Annotated in this window: 22 protein-coding genes; 15 read left to right on the forward strand and 7 right to left on the reverse strand. The window is 69.4% G+C overall.

Annotated elements, in window-relative coordinates; genetic code table 11:
* The first annotated feature begins 235 nt into the window (after positions 1 to 235).
* Genes K7G59_RS02465 through K7G59_RS02485 form a run of 5 tightly spaced genes read left to right on the forward strand, consistent with a single transcriptional unit; the run spans position 236 to position 3,996 of the window.
* Entirely contained in the window at positions 236 to 694 is a 459-nt protein-coding gene (locus K7G59_RS02465) for a hypothetical protein (RefSeq protein WP_225830102.1), read from the forward strand.
* 9 nt (positions 695 to 703) lie between these two features.
* Positions 704 to 1,042 carry a hypothetical protein gene (locus tag K7G59_RS02470; RefSeq protein ID WP_225830103.1) on the forward strand — a complete coding sequence of 113 codons (339 nt, stop codon included), beginning with the start codon at positions 704 to 706 and terminating at the stop codon, positions 1,040 to 1,042.
* 17 nt (positions 1,043 to 1,059) lie between these two features.
* A complete protein-coding gene (locus K7G59_RS02475) occupies positions 1,060 to 2,580 on the forward strand; it encodes a triacylglycerol lipase (protein ID WP_225830104.1) in 1,521 nt (506 codons plus the stop codon).
* A 19-nt stretch (positions 2,581 to 2,599) separates the two neighbouring features.
* Positions 2,600 to 3,316: a peptidoglycan-binding protein gene (locus tag K7G59_RS02480; protein WP_225830105.1), complete on the forward strand. Its 717-nt coding sequence runs from the start codon at positions 2,600 to 2,602 to the stop codon at positions 3,314 to 3,316.
* Between the two features lie 8 nt (positions 3,317 to 3,324).
* Positions 3,325 to 3,996, forward strand: coding sequence for a peptidoglycan DD-metalloendopeptidase family protein (locus K7G59_RS02485; protein WP_225830106.1), 672 nt, complete (start codon positions 3,325 to 3,327; stop codon positions 3,994 to 3,996).
* Positions 3,997 to 4,102: 106 nt separating this feature from the next.
* On the opposite strand, the gene K7G59_RS02490 is transcribed toward K7G59_RS02485, so the two are convergent.
* A complete protein-coding gene (locus tag K7G59_RS02490) occupies positions 4,103 to 5,590 on the reverse strand; it encodes a long-chain fatty acid--CoA ligase (protein WP_225830107.1) in 1,488 nt (495 codons plus the stop codon).
* Positions 5,591 to 5,789: 199 nt separating this feature from the next.
* On the opposite strand from K7G59_RS02490, the gene K7G59_RS02495 reads away from it, so the two are divergent.
* The 3 genes from K7G59_RS02495 (at position 5,790) to K7G59_RS02505 (ending at position 7,994) form a co-directional block, all read left to right on the forward strand.
* Positions 5,790 to 7,007 (forward strand): helix-turn-helix domain-containing protein, encoded by a 1,218-nt coding sequence (locus tag K7G59_RS02495; RefSeq protein ID WP_225830108.1) that lies wholly within the window; start codon positions 5,790 to 5,792, stop codon positions 7,005 to 7,007.
* A 227-nt stretch (positions 7,008 to 7,234) separates the two neighbouring features.
* Entirely contained in the window at positions 7,235 to 7,744 is a 510-nt protein-coding gene (locus K7G59_RS02500) for a hypothetical protein (protein WP_225830109.1), read from the forward strand.
* 85 nt (positions 7,745 to 7,829) lie between these two features.
* The gene (locus tag K7G59_RS02505; protein ID WP_225830110.1) at positions 7,830 to 7,994 is read left to right on the forward strand and encodes a hypothetical protein; all 165 of its coding nucleotides are present in this window, start codon (positions 7,830 to 7,832) and stop codon (positions 7,992 to 7,994) included.
* 746 nt (positions 7,995 to 8,740) lie between these two features.
* On the opposite strand, the gene K7G59_RS02510 is transcribed toward K7G59_RS02505, so the two are convergent.
* Positions 8,741 to 9,391 (reverse strand): CoA transferase subunit B, encoded by a 651-nt coding sequence (locus K7G59_RS02510; protein ID WP_225830111.1) that lies wholly within the window; start codon positions 9,389 to 9,391, stop codon positions 8,741 to 8,743.
* Entirely contained in the window at positions 9,391 to 10,146 is a 756-nt protein-coding gene (locus tag K7G59_RS02515; RefSeq protein ID WP_225830112.1) for a CoA transferase subunit A, read from the reverse strand. Before K7G59_RS02515 ends, K7G59_RS02510 begins: the two co-directional genes overlap by 1 nt.
* A gap of 386 nt (positions 10,147 to 10,532) precedes the next feature.
* On the opposite strand from K7G59_RS02515, the gene wrbA reads away from it, so the two are divergent.
* Positions 10,533 to 11,150 carry an NAD(P)H:quinone oxidoreductase gene (gene wrbA / locus K7G59_RS02520; protein ID WP_225830113.1) on the forward strand — a complete coding sequence of 206 codons (618 nt, stop codon included), beginning with the start codon at positions 10,533 to 10,535 and terminating at the stop codon, positions 11,148 to 11,150.
* A gap of 256 nt (positions 11,151 to 11,406) precedes the next feature.
* On the opposite strand, the gene K7G59_RS02525 is transcribed toward wrbA, so the two are convergent.
* The 4 genes from K7G59_RS02525 to K7G59_RS02540 all read right to left on the reverse strand — a co-directional run bounded on the left by K7G59_RS02525 (position 11,407) and on the right by K7G59_RS02540 (position 15,549).
* Positions 11,407 to 11,847 carry a nuclear transport factor 2 family protein gene (locus K7G59_RS02525; protein ID WP_225830114.1) on the reverse strand — a complete coding sequence of 147 codons (441 nt, stop codon included), beginning with the start codon at positions 11,845 to 11,847 and terminating at the stop codon, positions 11,407 to 11,409.
* 136 nt (positions 11,848 to 11,983) lie between these two features.
* Positions 11,984 to 13,729 (reverse strand): FAD-dependent monooxygenase, encoded by a 1,746-nt coding sequence (locus K7G59_RS02530; RefSeq protein ID WP_225830115.1) that lies wholly within the window; start codon positions 13,727 to 13,729, stop codon positions 11,984 to 11,986.
* Between the two features lie 38 nt (positions 13,730 to 13,767).
* Positions 13,768 to 14,691, reverse strand: coding sequence for a VOC family protein (locus K7G59_RS02535; protein WP_225830116.1), 924 nt, complete (start codon positions 14,689 to 14,691; stop codon positions 13,768 to 13,770).
* A gap of 18 nt (positions 14,692 to 14,709) precedes the next feature.
* On the reverse strand, positions 14,710 to 15,549 hold the full coding sequence (locus K7G59_RS02540) for a fumarylacetoacetate hydrolase family protein (protein ID WP_225830117.1): 840 nt from the start codon (positions 15,547 to 15,549) through the stop codon (positions 14,710 to 14,712).
* A 136-nt stretch (positions 15,550 to 15,685) separates the two neighbouring features.
* Here K7G59_RS02540 and K7G59_RS02545 point away from each other — a divergent pair, with 136 nt between their 5' ends.
* The 6 genes from K7G59_RS02545 (at position 15,686) to K7G59_RS02565 (ending at position 21,358) form a co-directional block, all read left to right on the forward strand.
* Entirely contained in the window at positions 15,686 to 16,390 is a 705-nt protein-coding gene (locus tag K7G59_RS02545) for a GntR family transcriptional regulator (protein ID WP_225830118.1), read from the forward strand.
* Positions 16,391 to 17,249: 859 nt separating this feature from the next.
* The gene (locus K7G59_RS02550; protein WP_225830119.1) at positions 17,250 to 17,822 is read left to right on the forward strand and encodes a winged helix-turn-helix domain-containing protein; all 573 of its coding nucleotides are present in this window, start codon (positions 17,250 to 17,252) and stop codon (positions 17,820 to 17,822) included.
* A gap of 13 nt (positions 17,823 to 17,835) precedes the next feature.
* Positions 17,836 to 19,065: an acyl-CoA dehydrogenase family protein gene (locus tag K7G59_RS02555; protein ID WP_225830120.1), complete on the forward strand. Its 1,230-nt coding sequence runs from the start codon at positions 17,836 to 17,838 to the stop codon at positions 19,063 to 19,065.
* 194 nt (positions 19,066 to 19,259) lie between these two features.
* Positions 19,260 to 19,718 carry an Rrf2 family transcriptional regulator gene (locus K7G59_RS02560; RefSeq protein WP_225830255.1) on the forward strand — a complete coding sequence of 153 codons (459 nt, stop codon included), beginning with the start codon at positions 19,260 to 19,262 and terminating at the stop codon, positions 19,716 to 19,718.
* Positions 19,719 to 19,854: 136 nt separating this feature from the next.
* Entirely contained in the window at positions 19,855 to 19,956 is a 102-nt protein-coding gene (locus tag K7G59_RS35225) for a putative leader peptide (RefSeq protein WP_374114176.1), read from the forward strand.
* A 295-nt stretch (positions 19,957 to 20,251) separates the two neighbouring features.
* Positions 20,252 to 21,358: an aliphatic sulfonate ABC transporter substrate-binding protein gene (locus K7G59_RS02565; RefSeq protein WP_225830121.1), complete on the forward strand. Its 1,107-nt coding sequence runs from the start codon at positions 20,252 to 20,254 to the stop codon at positions 21,356 to 21,358.
* The last annotated feature ends 151 nt before the right edge of the window (positions 21,359 to 21,509 follow it).

Genomic DNA, 21,509 nt, shown 5'->3' on the forward strand with positions numbered 1-21,509 from the left:
GAGGAGGTCCGTCCCCTCCAGTTTCAGCCCCTCCTTCCTGCTCTGCAACCCACCGCTCGACGGCACTGCGGGGATGACGTACCGCTGGTCACCGGGGTGGTCTCCACCCTGCGCCGCGCGCCGCCGAAGCGGCCGCGATGACGGCGCAGTGACGCCGGGCTGACGGCGGTTGCCTAGGTTCGGTAACGGCTGCTCAGACCCACGCCGAGGAAGAACACGCGAAGGAGGCAGTCCCATGTCGGTCACCAACTGGCGCTACTGCGGCAAATGCCACGCGATGTTCTACGACGGCAACCCGCAGAAGGGCAGCTGCCCCACCGGCGGCGGGCACGAGGCCGTCGGCTACACCTTCGTCATCCCCGACGACGTTCCCGGGACGCCCACCGCCCAGACCGACTGGCGCCGCTGCGGGCGTTGCCAACTCATGTTCTACGACGGCTACCCCCAGAAGGGCCGTTGCCCCGGCGGCGGGGGCCACATCGCCGACGGTAAGCACTACGTGCCGCCGCACGACGTCGCGGGCACCCCGACCGCGCAGACGGACTGGCGCTACTGCGCCAACTGCCAGGCCATGTTCTACGACGGCTACGCCGACAAGGGCGTGTGCCCCAACGGCGGCGGGCATGCCGCCGTCGGCTACAACTTCGTCCTTCCCCATGTCGCGGATGCCCAGGCTGCGGTCCCGATCGACTAGCAGGCCGCGGTGTCCTGGCGCGTCGCGAACAGCCTGGAAACCCTGCGGCATCAGCTCGACGCGCCTTGCCCGGGACGCAGCGTCACCGCCGACGGCGGCGTCGGCGACGCGGCCCACCCGGCGCGCGGCAGCGACAACGACGACCTCAACCCGTGCTACGGGCCCGACATCGCCACCGCGCACGACTGCACCCACGTTCGGTGGCGTGCCGGACGAGAGGCGACAGGGTCAGCACCACGGGCCGTGCCGACGACACCTGGGAGTTCCTCCCGGCACTCGGCGGATGTCCCTTTCGACGCCTTCATCGACGATCCGGCCGCCTGGCTCCCGGGTGTCGATGAATTCTGACCTGCTAGGCGGCTCGTATGTCCCCAGCCCAGAAACTCCCCGTCATCTACGTCCGGGGCTTCGCCGGCGGCCAGTCCGGCATCGACAACGCGGTGATGGACCCGTTCTGCGGATTCAACGCGGGTTCCACGCACATGCGGATCGGACCGGACAACAAACCGAGCTTCTACCAGTTCGAAAGCCCGCTGCTGCGGCTGATGATGGACGAGGGCTATCAGATCCTCGTCCAGGGCAGCCAGGAGACCTACCTGGACACCCACACGGAGATCCCGGCCGACAGCACCTGGATCCACCGGTTCTACGATCCGTCGGCGAGCACATGGGGTGGCACGCCCAAGGAGTTCCGTATCGAGGACGCCGCACAGGACCTGCTCGAACTGATCGATGAGATTCGGGCAAAGGCCCACGTCGACCGTGTGCACCTGGTCGCCCACTCCATGGGCGGACTCATCTGCCGAAGCCTGATCCAAAAGGTTCTTCCGGAGCGGAACATCGAACCGGCCGACTGCGTCGCCAAGCTGTTCACCTACGGCACCCCGCACGGGGGCATCACCTTCGACCTGGGATTCGGCATGCTGGAGCGTCTGCGGGACGCAACCGGCATCAACGGTGCCGAGATCTTCGGGCGTGAACGGATGTACCAGTACCTGACCCCGGGCGCCACCGCCGGCGACGAGCCGCCCGATGACTGGGATCCCCGGGCGATGCCCGCCGACGGGGAGCGGTTCGCCTTCCCTCACCGACAGGTCTTCTGCCTGGTGGGCACCGACCCGGGCGACTACGACGTGGCGCACGGCCTGTCGTCCGCGGTGGTCGGGCCCCGCAGCGACGGCCTGGTGCAGATCGACAACGCGTACGTGCCGGGAGCCTTCCGCGCCTATGTGCACCGCAGTCACAGCGGGCGCTACGGGCTCGTCAACTCCGAGGAGGGCTACCAGAACCTGCGGCGGTTCCTGTTCGGCGATCTCAAGGTGGATTCCGCCCTCGTCCACCACCGGTTGCCGGAGGAGAAGAACACCGTCTGGCAGGGGGAGATCGGCCTGTCGATCCGCGGCCTGCAGATCGTGATGCACGAGCGGACGGCCGCCCACTGGTGTCCGGTCCAACTCCGCAGCGACAGCCGGTCCGGCGCGGACGGCGACGGAGCCGTGCCGCTGGTGAGCACCTTCCTGTGCGAGAACCTGGCCAGTCCGAGCGGCACCGGCACCCTGCGGTACGCGCTGCACCTGCGGATCCTGTCCCTGCGCGAACGCGACAACGGTTTCCTGGATTTCAGGGACCACATCGAGCAGACCGCCGACTTCGACGACATCCTCGTCGTCGACGTCAGCAGCGAAGCCGGCGTACCCGCGGTCCGGGCCGTCTGGAACTCCGCCATCGTCGGTCCCATCAGCGACTACGAGCCGGCCGGTCCGTCCCTGGCTGACGAGGACCCCGCAAGCGGCAGGTGGGTCAGCGACATCCCCCTGCCCGACTCCACCAGGACGATCCTCGGTGAGGAGGCGCGGATCCGGCTCAGCGTGACCGACTGGAACTGAAGAAGGGAAGCGAAACGTCATGGTCGCCCTGGCCAACGTCCAGTTCGGCAAGGAGAACGAGGACGTACGCATCGTACAGAAGGCCCTCATCGCCCGCGGCCACACGATCGCGGACGGCCCCACCGGATACTTCGGCGAACAGACCAAGGCCGCCTACCAGGCCGAACAGATCGCCCAGGGATTCAAAGGAGCCGACGCCGACGGCATACCCGGCTGCACCTCCCTGACCGCCCTCGGCCACAGCGCCGGCTTCCCCGTCGACTGTGCGGGCGTGACCACCGGCGGCGTGGGGCGGCTCAGCCTCGCCCAGGTCACCTACCGGGATCCCGGCGACGACTCCGGGGAGGCGGCCATGCAGCGCTATGCGCGCAAGGCCTGCGAACTGACCGGCATGGATCCCGGGTTCGGCGTCCTGGCGCTCACCACCATCGCCCGGCGCGAGTCCGCCTGGAACGCCCCCGGGCAGCGGATCAACACGTGGGACGTCAACGCACACGGCAAGACCGCTCCCGACGGCCACCCACTGAACTGCTCCCGCGGCGCCACCCAGTGCATCCCGACCACGTTCGCCGCCTACCACCAGGCGGGCACGGCCACCACGCCCTACGACGTGGTCGCGTGCATGGCCGCGACGATCAACTACGTCCGTGACCGCTACCACGTGAACCAGTCCGGCTCCAACTTCGCCGCTCGCGTCCAGCAGGCGGATCCGAACCGCGAACCCCACGGATACTAGGAGCCCCCATGGTCGCCCTGGCCAATGTCCAGTTCGGCAAGGAGAACGAGGACGTACGCATCGTACAGAAGGCCCTCATCGCCCGCGGCCACACGATCGCGGACGGCCCCACCGGATACTTCGGCGAACAGACCAAGGCCGCCTACCAGGCCGAACAGATCGCCCAGGGATTCAAAGGAGCCGACGCCGACGGCATACCCGGCTGCACCTCCCTGACCGCCCTCGGCCACAGCGCCGGCTTCCCCGTCGACTGTGCGGGCGTGACCACCGGCGGCGCAGCACGTGTGCCGTCGCCGGTGCCGGGGCACAAGGTCACCTTCGAGTTCTACGAGCGCGGCCCCTACGCCTGGAAGCCCGACGGTGTCGGCCGGCACACCGGGCAGGACTTCGCCGCCCAGAGCGGCACCCCCGTGGTCGCCGTACGCAACGGCACCGTCGAGTGGTCCAACGGCGACGGCGGGGCGTACGGCCAGTGGATCGGTCTGGCGGCGGACAACGGTCACGTCTACACCTACTGCCACCTCTCGCAGCGGCAGGTGAAGGCCGGCCAGAAGGTCAGCGCCGGGCAACAGCTCGGCCGGGTCGGCACCACGGGCAACTCCACCGGACCGCACCTGCACTTCGAGATGTCCAAGGGGTGCACGTGGTCCTATGGCAGTGTGGCGAAGCCCGCCTACTGATCGTGCCCGTCGCTGGAGACCTCCACGTGGCCCAGCCGTCCGGCGGTCTGCTCGACGGGCATGCCGGCGCGCCTTCCTGAGACGTCACCGCCGCACGGTGCGCAGATCACCGAGGGAGCCGGATCTCCCGCTTGAGGATCTTTCCCGTGGGGCCCTTGGGCAGTGCGGGCACGAGCCAGAGGTTCCTCGGGTACTTGTACGGAGCCACACGTTCCTTCACAAAGGCCCGCAGGTCTTCGGCGGTGGCCGAAGCCCCCGGGGTGAGGACGACGGCTGCGGAGACCTCCTCGCCGAGCGAGTCGTGCGGCACGCCGACCACGGCTGCCTCGACGACGTCCGGGTGCTCGTAGAGCACCTCCTCGATCTCCCGCGGGTAGACGTTGTACCCGCCTCGCAGGATCAGGTCCTTCTTGCGGTCGACGACGAACAGGTAGCCGTCGGCGTCCTGGCGGGCCAGGTCTCCGGTGCGGAACCACCCGTCCGGTATCGCCTCGGCCGTCGCGTCGGGCCGGTTCCAGTAGCCCGCCATGACGTTGTGACCCCGAATGGCGATCTCACCGATTTCACCGGCCGGGACGTCCCGGCCGTCGCCGTCCACCAGGCGTACTTCGACACCGTCGATCGGGGTGCCGATCGAGCCGGGCTTGCGGGGGCGGTCGAGGTGGTTGAAGGTGACCACCGGGGAGGTCTCCGACAGTCCGTAGCCCTCGGCCACCGCGCAGCCGAAGCGGCTCTCGAAGGCGTGCAGGACCTCCGTCGGCAGGGCGGCCCCGCCGGAGACGCACACCCGCAGGGCACCGGCCTCGGGGGCGGTGGCGGACGGGGGCTGGTGCAGCAGCGCGTTGTACATCGTGGGCACGCCCTGGAAGACCGTCACCCCCAGCTCGTCGAGCTGGGCCAGCACCTGGGCCGGGTCGAAGCGGGGCACGAGCGCCAGGCAGGCGCCCTGGCGGACCGAAGCGTTCATGCCGCAGGTCTGGCCGAAGGCGTGGAAGAGCGGCAGGCAGCCCATCACCACGTCCTCGGGTCCGACCTGGACCACCCGGTCTGCCACGCACTCCGTGTTCCGGCGGAGATTGCCGTGGGTCAGGGCGGCGCCCTTCGGCCTGCCGGTCGTGCCGGAGGTGTAGAGGATCACGGCGAGGTCGTCGTCACCACGCGGCGTCTGCACACCGGCCGGCGTGTGTTCGTCCACCTGGGTCAGGGCCGGGTCGACGGGGGTCACCGAGGCGCCCGTCGCACTGGCTCCCCTCGCCGCCTCCTGTTCGGCGCCCTCATGCACGAACAGGCGAGACGCCCCCGAGTCGGCCAGGCAGTGTTCGATCTCGCGGGCCTTGAGCAGCGGGTTCATCGGGACCACGACTCCCCCGGCGCGCAGGATGCCGTAGTAGAGCGCGACGAACGCCGGGACGTTGGGCAGCATCACACCCACCCGTTCGCCGGCCGTCAGCCCCTCGGCGCGGAGCATCCCGGCGACGCGTGAGGCGACCGTGTCCAGCTGCGCGTACGTCACCACGGTGTCCAGGAAGCGCAGGGCGGGGCGATCGGGGTGACGCCGTGCCGTCTCCGACAGATTTTCCGCGATGTTCGGCATGTGTCCTCCTGATTACAGCCCCGTAACTGCCCGATGCCGGGTACAGACTGACGCCCGCAGCACCCCGCACCAATGGACCGGCGGACAAGAAGTGACGGCAAGGTGTTGTCGCCCGTGACAAACGCACCCCGGTGTGATCTGCGTCTCCGGGCGATCCCTTGTGAGCGGTGACAATCCCGTTTCCCGTAGGCTGGCCCTCGTGCAGAGTCGTCTGCCCGTACCAGAGATCGCCGCCGTGACGCAGTCCCTGCGCCCGCGGCTGCCGGAACTGGTCGAGCGGGCTGCCCGTCGTATCCGCGAGGAGATCGACATCTACGGCCCTTCCGGCACCGTGTCGGAAGAGGAGCTGCGGGCGTCGCTGCGGCGGAACATCGAGAGCATCCTCGCCCAGTTCGCCCGGGGCAGCGAACCGGATGTGAGCGAGCCCAGCGAGACCGGGCGGCTGCGGGCGGTCCAGGGCGGTCCGTTGCCGGACGTCCTGCGCGCCTACCGGCTCGGTTTCGCCGAGGTGTGGGCGGTCCTGGCCGAGGAAGCCACCCGCCTCGACATCGATCCGTCCGTTCTGGTGCCGGCGGCGGCCACCGCGTGGCAGCTGGCGGACGCGTACAGCGACTCCCTGACCTCCGCCTACCGCCGGGCGGCCGCCGAACTCGTCCGCACCCAGGAGCGCGAACGCTCCGCACTGACGGAGGCCCTGCTCACCGGCCGGATCACCGACGGGCGGACGCTGTGGGAGGTGGCCCAAACGCTGGGCCTGCCCAGGAAGGGCCCCTTCGTCGCGGTCGCCGCCGAGGCCTCAGCACTCGGCCAGGAGCCACTCGGTGACGTCGAGGCCCAGCTGGCCGCACACGGCATCCCCTCGGCCTGGGCTCTGCGCCCCGACCTGCGCATCGGTATCGCGTCCCTGCTCCGCCCGGACGCCGTCGACCTCACCATGGCGGTGCTACGACGTCTCGCCACCGCCCGAGTAGGGGTGAGTCCGGCCTTCGCCTCCCTCGACGGCACCGGCCAGGCACTGCGCCACGCCCGCCTGGCCATGAACAGCCGGCCCCCCGGAGGGGCGGGAGCTGTCGTGCGCTTCCAGGACGACCCGCTCACGCTCGTCATGGCCGCCGCTCCGGAGGCCGCCGTCGACCTCGCCCGCACTGTCATGGGTCCGGTGCTGGCCCTCGGCACGGACTCGCGGGCCGTGTTGCTCGACACCTTCCAGTCCTGGATCGAGGCGGCCGGAAACGCCTCCGCGACGGCGCAGGCCCTGCACTGCCATCCCAACACCGTCCGCTACAGGCTCCGGAAACTGGAAGACCTGACCGGTCGTTCACTCCAGACCCCCGGCGACACTGCCGAACTCGTGGCCGCCCTGCGCGCGGTCAGGTTCCTGCCGGAGACCGGATCGGACGCGAACGCGCGTCGGTGAGCGCGGAGGAAGTCCGTCCCGCGACAGCTTCGGCCAACACCCCCAGCCAGTAGGGCGGCCAGGGATTGCCCGATCCGCACCCGTTTCGACCATGTCGTCTAGATCACCCCCAATACGGTTCAATATTCAACTTAATCAGGAGTACTGTTCACTCCTGTCCCGCCCAAACGGGACGATTTCGGTGCCAATAACCCCAACGGCACCGGTGTCCGTACAGGAGGAAGATCATGAGTCTCACCTTTGGACGGCGAGCCACCGCTGCGGCCGTCACCCTCGTCGCCGCCGTCGGCACCCTGCTCACCGCGGGCGGCATGGCGTCCGCCGCTCCCGCTCAGGCAGCCGGCCACACAGCCGTGGCCGTCTCTCACGAGCAGCACTCCGCCTTCCATGGCAACGTCCGTGGCGACCGGGACAACGACCGCTGGTACCGCGGCGACCGTGACGACCGGGACAACGGCCGCTGGTACCGCGGCGACCGGCACACCTACCGGGTCGAGCACGACTGGGACAGCCGAGGTTGGCACCACCACCACAACCTGGGCGGCCGCCGGGAGTTCCGCGGTGAGCACCGCTGGGACGGTCACCGCATCTGGCAGCGGGAGGGACGCGACTGGTACAGCTACGACTACGGTCGCTCCTACCGCTACGACGGTCACCGCTTCTACCGGTGGCACGACGGCGTCTGGATCGTCGTGATCGGTGACGCGTACGGGTTCGACAAGGGCCTTCTGCACTGATACGCCGGACCGCGACGGCGCCGGACCCGGACGGTCACCACCGTCCGGGTCCGGCGCCCGGTCCCCGAGACACATCGAGCCGACGATGAACAACTGCCTGGACGACGTCCTCGGCATGGAGCCGATGGTCCCCGAGGGCATCCGCGCGGCTGTGCCGGCCCGACCGCGCTACCGGGCCGAGGAACCACTGGCCGTGCCGTTCCGTTTCGGCAATCCCCGTCCGGACCGGTGCGGTGGTGTTCGTGCATGAACAGCCCACCGACGGCCTGGTGACACGCGCGGGGACGGGAACGTGCGCGTCCGGTCGACCGGCGCCGGCGAACCGGCACCGCTCCGCCTCGTTCTGTCCTCTACGGGCGGATCCACGTACCTGACCATCGTGCCGGCACCGTTGAGGCAGTGACTCTGTCGTACCCGTCGCAGGTGCCCGTCGACGGGAAAGTGAGGCGTTGGACGAGCGCACCGCCCAGCTTTGCGCCCAACACCGCCACCTGCGCTCGCCGTTCGGCCCTGCGCGCCACAATCCGCTGCACATCGGCCATGAGGGCACGGGCCGGCGCACCCTCCCTCGCGCCGGGGCAGCCGCTGACATGTGCGGCGGCAAGTCGCCGGTGGTGCAGACCGGCACCCACGCCGTGCAGGAGCGTTCCCATCGCCTGCGCCGAGGGAGCAGTTTTCGCCGACGCCGTCCCACGGGGGTCCTGGTAACGGCGTTCCGCCGTTTCACCGCGGACCTGCTTCGCCACCGGGAGACCGACGACGAGCAGCGGGACTCCGCCGTACGGTCGCCGACGGGCCGACTGCCGATGCCGTCCGGTTCGGCCTCTCGAGATGACGTGATTGCCGGCTCTCGACGAGCCCATGCTCCGCATCGGCGTCACCGGCTCCGGGGACCGCCCACTCCGCCCGGAGGGGGAGGGAAGTGGGCGAGCCTCAGGGAGTTCGAGTATGGGCTCACCGGCCCGGCGCTGTCCGGGATGACGGGCCGGTGAGCCGTCAGAGGGCCGCCACCGCCGCGTCGGTGTGCACCGCAGCGGCGGTCCGGCTCACCACCTCGTCCGCCGTGACACCGGGAGCGGTCTCGACCAGGACGAGTCCGCGGTCGGTGACGTCCAGGACGCCGAGGTCGGTGATGATGCGGTGCACGCATGCCTTGCCGGTCAGCGGCAGGGTGCACTCGGGAACGATCTTCGGGGAGCCGTCCTTGGCGGTGTGCTCCATCAGCACGATGACCCGGCGGGCGCCGTGGACCAGATCCATCGCTCCCCCCATGCCCTTGACCATCTTGCCGGGGATCATCCAGTTGGCCAGGTCGCCGCCCGCGGAGACCTGCATGGCGCCCAGGACGGCCGCGTCGATGTGGCCGCCGCGGATCATGCCGAAGGACAGCGCGGAGTCGAAGAAGGAGGCACCCGGCCGGACTGTCACCGTTTCCTTGCCGGCGTTGATCAGGTCCGGGTCGACCCGGACCTCGTCCGGGTAGGGGCCGACACCGAGGATGCCGTTCTCCGACTGGAGCACCACGTCGGCTCTGGCCGGCAGGAAGTTCGGCACCAGCGTGGGCAGTCCGATGCCGAGGTTGACGTAGGACCCGCTGGTCACCTCGGCCGCCGCACGGGCGGCCATCTCGTCCCTGTTCCAGGCCATCAGTGCCGCACCGTCCTCTTCTCGATCCGCTTGTCGGCCGCCTGTTGAGGTGTCAGCGGTACGACCCGCTGGACGAAGACTCCGGGCAGGTGCACCTCGTCCGGGTCCAGGACGCCCGGTCCCACCAGTTCCTCGACCTCGGCGATCGTGACGCGACCGGCCATCGCGGCCAGCGGGTTGAAGTTCCGCGCGGACCGGTGGAAGACGAGGTTGCCGTGCCGGTCCCCCTTCGCGGCCCGTACGAGCGCGAAGTCGGTGCTGATCCCACGCTCCATGACATAGGCGCGGCCGTCGAACTCCCGGACCTCCTTCGGCGGGGAGGCGACGGCGACGGTCCCGTCGGCGGCATAGCGCCAGGGCAGGCCGCCGTCGGAGACCTGGGTACCCACACCGGCGGGCGTGAAGAACGCCGGTATGCCGCAGCCTCCGGCCCTCAGCCGCTCGGCGAGGGTCCCCTGGGGCACGAGCTCGACCTCGAGTTCGCCGGAGAGGTACTGACGGGCGAACTCCTTGTTCTCCCCGACGTACGAGCCGGTGACGCGGGCGACCCGGCCGGCCGCGAGCAGGATGCCCAGGCCCCTGCCGTCGACACCGCAGTTGTTGGAGACGACGCTCAAAGCTGTGGCGCCCTGTTCGTGGACGGCCCTGATCAGGACGTCCGGTACGCCGCTCAGCCCGAAACCGCCGACAGCGAGCGATGCCCCGTCACTGATCTCACGGACCGCGTCTGCGGCGGTCTCCCGGACTTTGTCCACGGGCACTTTCCCTTCATGGCATGGCGGTCGGGATGGTCGGGCTACGGCGGCAGGGCCGTCCTCGGGCCGCGGCCCCAGGGGCCTCGCGAACACGTCGGCTGTGCCGCGCCCGGCTCTGAGACGGCGCCGAGCTCTCCGGAGTCCGCGGCTACGACCTTGTTCGGCCGACATCCGACATCCGAAACACAGGCCCAGTCTCATGGCCTGGACTCGACAGGTCAAGGAATTTTCGAAAGTCCTGAGTTTATTCGAAAGTTCGAGGCGTGCGTCACAACGATGACATTCCGACACCGACATGGTTTACGATTCAACCAGATTGGCGGTCGTGGCCACGTCTGCCACGGAGCGCCATCGCACATGCACTCAGCAGCGAACGGAGATCAACTGTGCCCTCCCCTGTCAAGCTGGCGATCGTCTACTACTCCTCGACCGGTTTCAGCGCCGAGATCGCCAAGGAGATCTCCCAGGCCGCGGAGAAGGCCGGGGCGGAGGTGCGCCTGCGCAAGGCCGCCGAGCTCGCCCCCGAGGCCGCCGTCGCCTCCAACGAGGCCTGGGCCGCCCACGCCGCCGCCAGCGCCGGCATACCGGTCGCCACCCCCGACGACGTCGAGTGGGCCGACGCGGTGATCTTCGGTACCCCCACCCGCTTCGGCAACATCTCTTCCCAGCTCAAGCAGTTCATCGACACCCTCGGCGGCCTCTGGGCCCAGGGCAAGCTGGCCAACAAGGTGTACAGCGGCTTCGTCACCACCGCCACCACCCACGGCGGTCAGGAATCCACCCTTCTCGCGCTCTACAACTCCATCCACCACTTCGGCGGCCTGATCGTCAGCCCCGGCTACACCGACCCCGTCAAGTTCGTCGACGGCAACCCCTACGGCACCTCCCACGTCGACGCCCAGGGCAACAACCCCATCGGCGACCAGACCCGCAACGCCGCCCGCCACCAGGCCGAGCGCGTCGTGCAGATCGCCGAAGCCCTCAAGAACGGCCTCGCCGCCTGAGTCTGCGACGGTGAGCCGACAGGGCGGCACGTTCACGACCCCTCCTGCCCTGCCACGTGGATGTGCCTTCAGCGCCGCCCCTCCTCCGCACAGGAGGGGCGGCGCGCCCCTTGTGCGGGTGATGCCGCCACCATGCGGCAGCACCGGTCGGCGCGCCGTTTCCTTCGGCGCCCCGAAAGCACGGAACTCCAGCAGACCGATCCTGCTGGAGTTCCGTGCTTGACGGCGCGTCAGCGCGCCGCGACCCGGCCGGCCGTCAGGACCTCAGCCAGGGGAAGCGCTCGGTGTCGGCGTCGCCGTAGTCGGGGTCGAGGTAGATGAACAGTCGGTGGATCTTCCCGTCACGGATCTGGAAGACGTTGCAGAAGCGTCCGCCGAGGCTCTGCCCCGCGTGCCAGGCCGTGCCATCGGCGAGCACGCCATGGGTGAACCCTTCGACCACCAGGAACTCGCCCTCGGTGATGTAGTTGAGGTACGGGATCTCGTGGACGATCGAGGTGAACAACGCGCCGATGTCGGTGAACAGCCGGCGCACCTCCTCGATGCCGCGCGCGGGCACGTGCTTGGGAAAGCAGACGTAGGCTTCTTCGTCGAACAGGTCCAGCAGGTCCCGGCCGGTGTCCAGGCGTTTGAAGTAGTCGACGGCGACGGCCTTGTGGTCCTCGGCCGAAGGTGCGAAGGACGACGAGGGTGTCATGTTTCCTCCTTGGGGTGGGATCGCGTGCGCCTTCCCCGACCACGAGGCCACGTACACGGTCGAAAACAGCGTTGGAAACGGCGGTCGGGAACGGCGGTCGGGAACGAGGGAAGAGCACAACGGGCCGGCGGAGCCGTCAGCCGCGCGCGAGGATCACGTTCAGGGCCCGGCTCAACTCTTGTTCCGGGTCTGCCGGAAGGTCGTGGCTGCGCCATGCGATGTGCCGGTCCGGCCGGACCAGGAGGCATCCCCGGTCCGTTATCTCCCGCACCCGGGCCCAGTCCCCGAGCGCGTCCTCGTAGGTGCGGCCCTGGCCGATGCCGTGGGCGGCCAGGTCGATGCCCAGTTCCTCGGCGACCTTCTTCGCCGCCTCGAGCCACTGCTCGCCGCCGATCCCCGTGAGCAGGGAGAACCTCCCGCCGCCTGCGAGGTCGAGCGTGGAGACGCGCTTGGTTCCGTGCTGGAGCCAGGCGTGCGGCAGACAGGCACCGGGGTGGGTGGTGGGGTGGTAGTACAGCTCGGGATCACGTTCGAACGGCGGATACGGGGTACCGTCGTCGATCACGGCGCCGGACGTGTAGCGCTGGCCGAGTTCCACACCGTGGCAGTTGAACTGGTAGTTCTGGAGTTCGACCGCTTCCCGCAGCTCACTGCGGCGCCTCCGGCCGGCGTCGCTGTCGCTGAGGAGTTCTTCGAGGCCGGCCCAGCCTTCCTGTGAACCCTGGCCCGGACGGAACCCGAGGGCCTGGGAGATCGGCAGCATGTCCTGCACGCTCTTCAGGGCGCGGTCGACGACTTGGCGGCCCACGGGTTGGCGCTCCTGGTGGTAGCTGTCGAGGAGCTCAGGCCCGGCCTGGCCGCGGATGACCGCGGAGAGCTTCCATGCCAGGTTGTAGGAGTCCTGGACCGAGGTGTTGGAGCCCAGACCGTTGGCGGGCGGGTGACGGTGAGCGGCGTCACCGACGAGGAACGCCCGGCCCTTGCGGTACTCCGCGGCGACTATGTGGTTGATCTCCCAGCGGCTGACGGCCTTGATCCTCACGTCGACGTCGGGGTCGCCGATGGTGGTGTGGGCGCGGGCCAGCAGTGCTTCCTCGCTGAGGTCGGGATCGCCGTCGGCGGGGTCGTACATGAACAGCATGACCCACTCGGTCCATGGCTTGACACAGATGAAGGTGCCGCTGCCGACCCAGTAGTCGTTGCCGGGCCGGCACATCCAGTACAGCGCGCCCGGGCGGTGGGCGGTGTACTTCGTGAGGTCCGCCTCCAGCCAGACGTTCACGGCGGCGCCGAGCCCCGCCTCGCCGTCGAAGGTGAACCCGAGCTGCCGGCCGACGGTGGAGCGTCCGCCGTCGGCGCCGATCACGTACCGGGTCCGGATGGCGTATTCGGCTCCGGTGGTGCGTTCCCGTACCTTGGCGAGGACTCCGTCCTCGCCCTGGCTGATCTCCACCAGCTCGGTGGAGAAGCGGATGTCGGCGCCCGCCTCCTGCGCCGCCTCCAGGATGACCGGCTCGAGGATGTGCTGGGGGGCGTTGCACATCTCGGAGGGGCTGGCCGCCTCGTAGTCGGCCTTGCGGGCGGTGCCCGTGCCCCAGGTCATCAGCCGCGCGAACTCCTGGCCGGCGAAGCTGGTGGCCCAGACGTTGTTGCCCATCAGGTGGTGAGGGGTGGCGAGCGCCCGGACGCGGTCCTCGATGCCCAGGTCGCGGAAGACCTCCACGGAGCGCTGGTTGATGATGTGGGCCCGGGGCGAGTTGGCGGTGCCCCGGTATTTCGTCACCGTGATGGTGTCGATGCCGTCACGGGCCAGGAGAGCGGACGCGGTGAGACCGGCGGGGCCGGCCCCGACGACGAGTACAGACGTTTCGATGGTGCGCATGGAATGCGGCTCTTTCTTCTCCAGGCGATCGGGGTGGGTCACCGAGGCGCGTGCGCACCGGTCATCAGAGCGGCCAGGTCTTCCGGCTCCAGGAAGGAGGGCGGCGGAGGCGGTCCCCAGTTGAAGAGCCCCCTGGCGCCTTCGAATACCTCCGGCTTCCACAGCACGTCGTCGACGATGCAGTCGAGGTCCGAGTAGTACTCGGTGAAGTTGCCGGCCGGGTCCTTCAGGTACCAGAAGAAGTTGGAGCCGATGTGGTGGCGGCCCAGTCCCCACACGTGCCGCTCGGGGTGCTCCTGGAGCATCGCGGTCGCCCCGCGTCCGATCTCGTCGATGTCCTCGACCTGCCAGGCCGTGTGGTGCAGGAAGTTCAGCGGCGCGGACGTCACGAGCACGTTGTGGTGGTCCGTGGAACAGCGCATGAAGGCGGCCATACCGGGGACGGAGTCGCTGATCTTGAAGCCGAGTCCGTCGGCGAAGAACCGCTGCGTGGCCCCCTGATCGGTGGACCCGATGACGACGTGCCCCAGCTTGCGGGGCCGCACGGACTCCTCGCGCAGGACTCCGGGAGCCCGCGTCCCCGGCCGGTCGATCCGTCCGGGCCCGTTGTAGGGGGTGGCCTCGATCGTCGGCTGCTCCAGCCGCTCGGAGACGTCGAGCACCGCTCGTACGCCGCCGATGGGCTCCTCGGTCACCAGCCTGTTCCCGGTCCGCTCGCCGGCCAGTTCCAGACGCGCGAGCGAGGCGGCCACACGATCCAGGTCGTCGGGGTCGTCCACGCCGATACCGATCTCGACCAGCCGCCTCGTGGGCGTACGGACGAGTCTCAGCTGCTGTCCGCCGTCGACAGTGGCGAATGAGTGGTCGCCGGTCGGCTGGAGGCCGAAGTCCGCGTAGTACCGGGAGGTCTCTTCCACGTTGGGCACCCCGATGGTGATCGAGGTGAGGCGGTGCAGTCCCATGGCGCTCCTCCTGTCCTGTCAGGCCCGGACCAGGCGGTGGCGCAGCTCGCCGATGCCCTTGACGTAGGAGACGAGCTCGTCTCCGTCGGCGAGGTAGCGCTTCGGGTTGCGCCCCAGACCCACACCGGCCGGCGTACCCGTGAAGATCACGTCCCCGGGCAGCAGCGGCAGCACGGCGGACAGCCCGGCGATCAGCCGCGGAACGGAGAAGATCAGGTCGGAGGTACGTCCCTTCTGCACGCTCTCGCCATTGATCGAACAGCCCAGCTCCAGGTCGTCCGGGTCGTCGAACTCGTCGGGGGTGACCAGACAGGGGCCCATCGGGCCGAAGCCGGGGTGCGACTTGCCCAGGCTGAACTGCGGCACGGGCCCGGAAAGCTGCTTGTCACGCTCGGAGATGTCCTGCCCCACGGTCAGGCCCGCCACGTGCTCCCAGGCTCGCTCCTCGCTCACCTGCCAGGCACGGCGTCCGACGACCGCGACCAGTTCCACCTCCCAGTCCACGCTGCCCTCGGGCAGGGGGATGTCCCCGTAGGGGCCGGTGATCGACGAGACGAACTTGGTGAAGACCGGAGGGTGCTCCGGGACGCTGAACCCGGACTCGTCCGCGTGATCGCGGTAGTTGAGGCCGATCGCGAGGATCTGGCGCGGTCGCGGGGCAGGAGAGCCCAGCCCGGACTCGTCGAGGGTGTCGTCACCGGTCGGCCGGGCCTGGGCCGCCCAGTGGCGGAACTCCTCCCAGCGTTCGTAGATCTCCTGCGGATCGGCCGAGAACAGCCCCCCGCTCGCCCGTTCCACATCGGTCCAGCCGTCGTCGGTCAGCAACATCAGCCGGCCGGCCGTATTCGCAATACGCATCGTGCACGCTCCAGGCGCCTGTCGTCCTCGGCGTCATCACCGAAGGGATGGGCACTGTTGTAAGCCCGGAAATTCGAGGAGTCAATGAACTTTCGAAAGTTTGTGGCGCATTCGATCCGGCTCTAGAGTGACGCTCATGGTGGCCAAGGGTGGGAAGCAGACACTGAGTGACGACGTACGGACGCGTCTGCGCGCCGATATCCTCAGCGGCCGGTTGCTGCCCGGCTGCCGGCTGAAGTTCCCGGTGCTCAGCACGCGCTACGAGGCGAGCGTGAGCGTCCTGCGCGAGGCACTGGTGCGCCTGACCGAACAGGGACTCGTGCGATCGGAGCCCCACCAGGGGTTCGTGGTGACGCCGCTGTCCCGGGAGCAGCTCTGGGAGCTGACCGAGGCGCGCGTCGAGCTGGAGACCCTCGTCCTGCGCCGCTCGGTGGTCGAGGGTGACCTGGCCTGGGAGTCCCGCCTCGTCGCGGCGCACCACACCCTGGAGCGCATCCCCTACACCACCGAGGACGACGATCAGCTCGTCGACGACAGCTGGGCCAACGCCCACGCGGCCTTCCACGAAGCGCTTCTGGCCGGCTGCAGCAATCAGCGACTGCTCCGCATCGCCCTCGGCCTGCGGGACGAGGCGGAGCTCTACCGCCGGTGGTCGCAGCCGCTCGGCGACGAGCCGGGCCGCAATCTGGCCGGGGAGCACCGCGCCCTGCTCGAAGCCGCGCTGGCCCGGGACCCGGATGCCTCGGCGGCTGCCCTGTGCGCGCACGTGCGGCACACCACCGAACTTCTGCTGGCGGCCGCCGACCGCCTGGACCTCGACCACCCCGAAAGCCCGGCCTGACGAAGACGTGGCTCGGACAGCGCCGGGGTACGACCGCCGGGCATGCGCCTGACTGGCCGGCCCAGCGGCGCAGGGCGCACGCACGCGGACGTCGCCGAGCACCGGGCCGACTCCGGTACCGGCCGGCATGCCATGCCCTTTGTCGCGGTGATGATCAGCTCGTCCGCTCCGGTGGCTTCGTGGAGTTGCTCGAGTTGGTCGGCGACGCGCCCGGGAGAGCCGACGAACGTGTGACGACGCCGGAGCATGGATCTCGGCGAGGCGCGGCGGGGCCGTGCCCAGTGCGTGTCCGGTCCCGCGGGACCGTCCCCACTCGGGTTCAGCGCGTGTCAGCGCAGCGTGTGGCGGTGCCACGAGGGGAGGATCTCGCCCGCGACGGGGTGATTCGGGGGAAGGAAGGGCCGGTCAGACGGCCCGCTGCCGCTTCAGGCCGAACACGCGGCGGACCACACCCGACCGAAGTCGATGTGGCCACGGGTGACCAGACACTGCGCGGCATTCATGTGCTCAGTTGTGCAGGTACGTCTGGCGCCCCGTCAACTACGGCCCCGGCACCGGACTGGCGTCGAGCAGCATCGGTGTGGCCTTCCCTACATTCCCTACCGACTTACTAGGAAAATGTTGACGACTCCCCGGCGGGGTGCGCAGGATGAACGTATGTCCCCCGCGCAGCAACGACTCGTTCGTCGTCGGCACGTCGACTTTGGTCACGTCGTCAGCGCCGCCTGCTGTCGCGCGTAAGGCACCCGGCTGACACACAGCGCGTGCCGCTCCGCTCCTTCCCTCTCATCCCGGGCGATCGGGCGAGCCCCTTTCCGCCGCGCCCGATGTCCCGACATACTTCCGAAGGACGACCGCCATGACCACGGCACTTCCGGACCAGACCACCACCCCGTCGGGTTCGCCACTGCCCGACGTGCGCCGTCTCCGCCTCGTCGGAGACAACACACAGGACGGCGACGAGGGACACGGTCCCGCTCCCCTCGTCGGCTACCTCGTACTCGTCCCCGAAGGGACCGATCCCGACGAGCTGTTCGCCAAGGACGTGACACGGCCGGAGACCCGGCCGGTCGCCTACAGGGACTCACCTCCCGTGCGGCAGACGGGAGGCGACGCCGTCCGCATCGACAGCATGCGACACGTCGCGGAAGTGGACGGCCGCGAAATCGACCTTACCTACCTGGAGTTCGGCCTGCTGGCGCATCTCGTGACGCATCCGCACCGGGTGCACACGCGCGAGCAACTGATGGTCCGCATATGGGGTTACGACCACATCGGCGACGGCCGCACCGTGGATGTCCACATCGCGCGACTGCGCCGCAAGCTGGGTACGGCTCACCGGCACCGGATCGTCACGGTGCGGCGCGTGGGGTACAAGTACGTACCCGACGAGCAGCAGAGCCCCGACACCCCCCGTTGCCGTCGACCTTGAGGAGATCTCCACCATGGGCGTTGTCACTGCGTCGGCCGACTCCCCTTCAGAGTCCGGCCGGACCGGGCCCGGCCGTCGGCACTGGCTGCGTGTGGCCCGTGAGACGGCGGACGACCTGGCCACGGACGCGGTGGCCCGGGAGCAGGCAGGCAAGGCCCCGCTCGACGAGGTGTCCCGGTTGCGCGAGGCGGGATTGCTGACGCTCCTCGTACCGGCGGAGTCGGGGGGAGGCGGCGCGGACTGGCCCACCGCCTACGCCGTGGTACGGGAGATCGCCGCGGCCGACGGCGCGATCGGCCAACTGCTCGGCTGTCACTGCTTCCTGTCGTGGAGCGCCCGGTTCCTCACCGAGCCCTCCCGGGCCGCCCGGCTCGGGCGACGGCACGCGGCGGAGCAGTGGTGCTGGGGCGGCGGTCTGGCCCGTCAGGAGTCACCCCTGACGTTGACCAAGGCTCGCGGCGGCCATGTGCTCGACGGCCGGCAGAACTACTCCACCGGGGTCCTGGTCGCCGACCGCCTCGTCGTGCGTGCCGTGCGTACCGACACCGGCGAACCACTCGCCGTCGTCGTCGATCCCGCCCACCACGGCGTCGGCGTCGACGGCGACGGCGACACGTTCGGCCAGCGCCTCGCGGGCGGCGGGAACGTGGAGTTCGACGCCGTACCGGTTGCTGCCGACGACGTACTGGGTTCCCTGTCCGCGGACGAGGACGTCCTGTCGCCCCCAACTGCCCTGCTGTCTCCGGTCGGGCGTCTGCTCAGCGTCCAGCTCCGTCTCGGCATGGCCGAAGGAGTGCTCGCCGAAGCCCGGGAGTACAGCCGGGCGGGTCACTCGCCCTGGTACCCCGCCCGGCAGGCCGGCCCTTGCCAGGACCCGCAGATGCTGGCCGTCTACGGGGAACTCACCGTCCTCACCCGCTCCGCGTCCGCACTCACCGATCAGGCCCTGGAAGCCGTGCACGGCGGGCTGGCACGCGGCGAAGACCTCACCTACGACGAGTACGCGGACATCTCCGTCCTCGTCGCCATGGCCGAAGCCGCCTCCTCCAGGGCCGCGCAGGAGTGCACCGCCCGTGCCCTCGACATCGTCGGCGCCCGCTCCGCGGCCTCGCGTCTTGGCCTGGACCGCTTCTGGCGCAACGCCCGGACCCACACCTTGTACGAGCCCGTCGCCCCCCGCCTCCGCGATGTGGGGGACTACTTCCTCACCGGCGCGCATCCGCCGTTCGTTCTGCCCGTCTGACCGCACCGGCCGGGCGGGGCCGCCGCATCGGCGGCAGAGCTCAAGGAGTGGTTCGTCCCCAGGGCGCCGCCGACGGCCTCACCATCGTGCCGCCCGGCCACGGCCTGAACCTCTCCGGCGCCGAGCGGGGACATACGCCCCCGGCGGCCTGCCCGCAGCGGATGACGACCGAAGCCGTACGGGATAATGGGCGTATGCGGATCTCAGCCAGGGCGGACTACGCGGTACGTGCCGCGCTGCAGCTCGCCGCGTCACGGGATGACGGGCCGATGAAGGCCGAGGCCATCGCCGACGCCCAGGACATCCCGCACAAGTTCCTGGAAAGCATCCTGAACGACATGCGCCGCGGCGGTCTCGTCCTCAGCCAGCGCGGCGGCAACGGCGGCTACCGGCTGGCCAGGCCGGCCGAGTCCATCAGCATCGCCGACGTCATCCGCGTCGTGGACGGACCGCTCGTCTCGGTACGCGGGGTCCGCCCTCCGGAGCTGTCCTACACCGGCCCCGCCGAGTCACTACTGCCCTTGTGGATCGCACTGCGGTCCAATGTGCGCGAGATCCTCGACGGGGTGTCGCTCGCTGACGTCGCATCCGCCCGACTGCCTGCCGAGGTGTCGGCGTTGAGCGATGCCCCAGGAGCGTGGCTCAACCCCTGACACGGTCCATGTCAGCCCTCCTCCCAGTGAATGAGACAGGGTCGTCCAGCATGTGAACCCTCTCTTGGGATGGGCGCCACCTTCTGGCAAGATCCCTAGCACTCAGGTAGGAAAACTAGGAATGCGGGGTGGCGTCATGAGATCACACGACCGCACAGGCCTGTTGCTGCCCACGCTGACCTCGCGCCGCCACATCGACCTCAGCCGCACGTCCAGTGCCATCTGTCGGCCTGTCTGAGCCGTCCGCCGACTCCGGCACCCCACAGAAAACCGCTGTGCTCCTCCCACCGTCGCTCAGGCCTCGGCGGGCGGAACACTTTCGCTGACGTCGCCCGCATTCCCCGCACGCCTGCTCGAGGCGCGGTACGGCTGTGACGGCGGCGCCACAGCCACTTCCCCCACGATCCGCACCTCGGCCCGAGACGGCATGTCTGCTGCCGGGGTCGGCGAGCGGAGCACCGGCGCGCGCCCATGGCCCCCGCCGCCCTTTCCCGTACGTCCCTGATCATCCATGCCTCTGGGAGGACACTGCCGTGTCTGCCGCAAGACCGCTCACCACCCTGCGTACCATCGCCGTCGTAGCGGCGCTCCCCGTCCTGCTGACCGCCTGCGGGTACGGTTCCGATTCCACTGACGACGCGAAGAAGACCCCGGTCGCGGCGGGTGCCAAGAAGCTGTCCGCCGACGAGGTGAGGATCGGCTACTTCCCCAACCTCACGCACGCCACCGCTCTCGTGGGTGTCCAGGAGGGCCTGTTCCAGAAGGAACTCGGCGGCACCGCGATCAAGACCGCCACCTTCAACGCCGGCCCCTCCGAGATCGAGGCGCTGAACGCCGGATCCATCGACATCGGCTGGATCGGCCCCTCCCCTGCCATCAACGGCTACACCAAGTCCGGCGGCAAGAACCTGCGGATCATCGGCGGTTCCGCCTCCGGCGGCGTGAAGCTGGTCGTGAACCCGAAGAAGATCAAGTCCCTGAAGGACGTCAAGGGCAAGAAGATCGCCACGCCGCAGCTCGGCAACACCCAGGACGTCGCGTTCCTCAACTGGATCGCCGACCAGGGCTGGAAGGTCGACGCCCAGAGCGGCAGGGGCGACGTCTCCGTGGTCCGCACCGACAACAAGATCACTCCGGATGCCTACAGGTCCGGCTCCGTCGACGGCGCCTGGGTGCCCGAGCCGACCGCCTCCAAGCTGGTCGCCGAGGGCGCGAAGGTACTGCTCGACGAGTCGTCACTGTGGCCCGACAAGAAGTTCGTGATCACGAACATCGTCGTGTCGCAGAAGTTCCTGAAGGGGCACCCGGACGTCGTCGAGGCCGTGCTGCGTGGCTCGGTGAAGACCAATAAGTGGATCAACGCCAACCCCGAGAGGGCGAAGGCGTCCGCCAACGCGGCGCTGGAGAGGCTGTCGGGCAAGGCGCTGCCTGCGGACGTCGTCGAACCGGCCTGGAAGTCCATCACCTTCCTCGACGACCCTCTGGCCTCGACCCTCGACACCGAGGCGGAGCACGCGGTGACGGCCGGTCTGCTGGACAAGCCCGACCTGAAGGGCATCTACGACCTCACACTGCTGAACAAGGTCCTCAAGGCCGAGGGCGAGGACGAGGTCGACGACGCCGGTCTCGGCACCAAGTAGCCAGGCGGGGCCGCCGAGTTCACAGGAGGTGACGGCCGTGGGCCCACGTCCACGACATCATGCTCGATGCCGGACCGGGCGAATTGCGTCACCCTCCTGTGAACCTCCGGCTGCGGCAAGTCCACCATGTGCTCGTCGACGCCGCCGTCGT

This window comes from Streptomyces sp. NK08204, assembly GCF_020400585.1.
Taxonomy (GTDB): Bacteria; Actinomycetota; Actinomycetes; order Streptomycetales; family Streptomycetaceae; genus Streptomyces.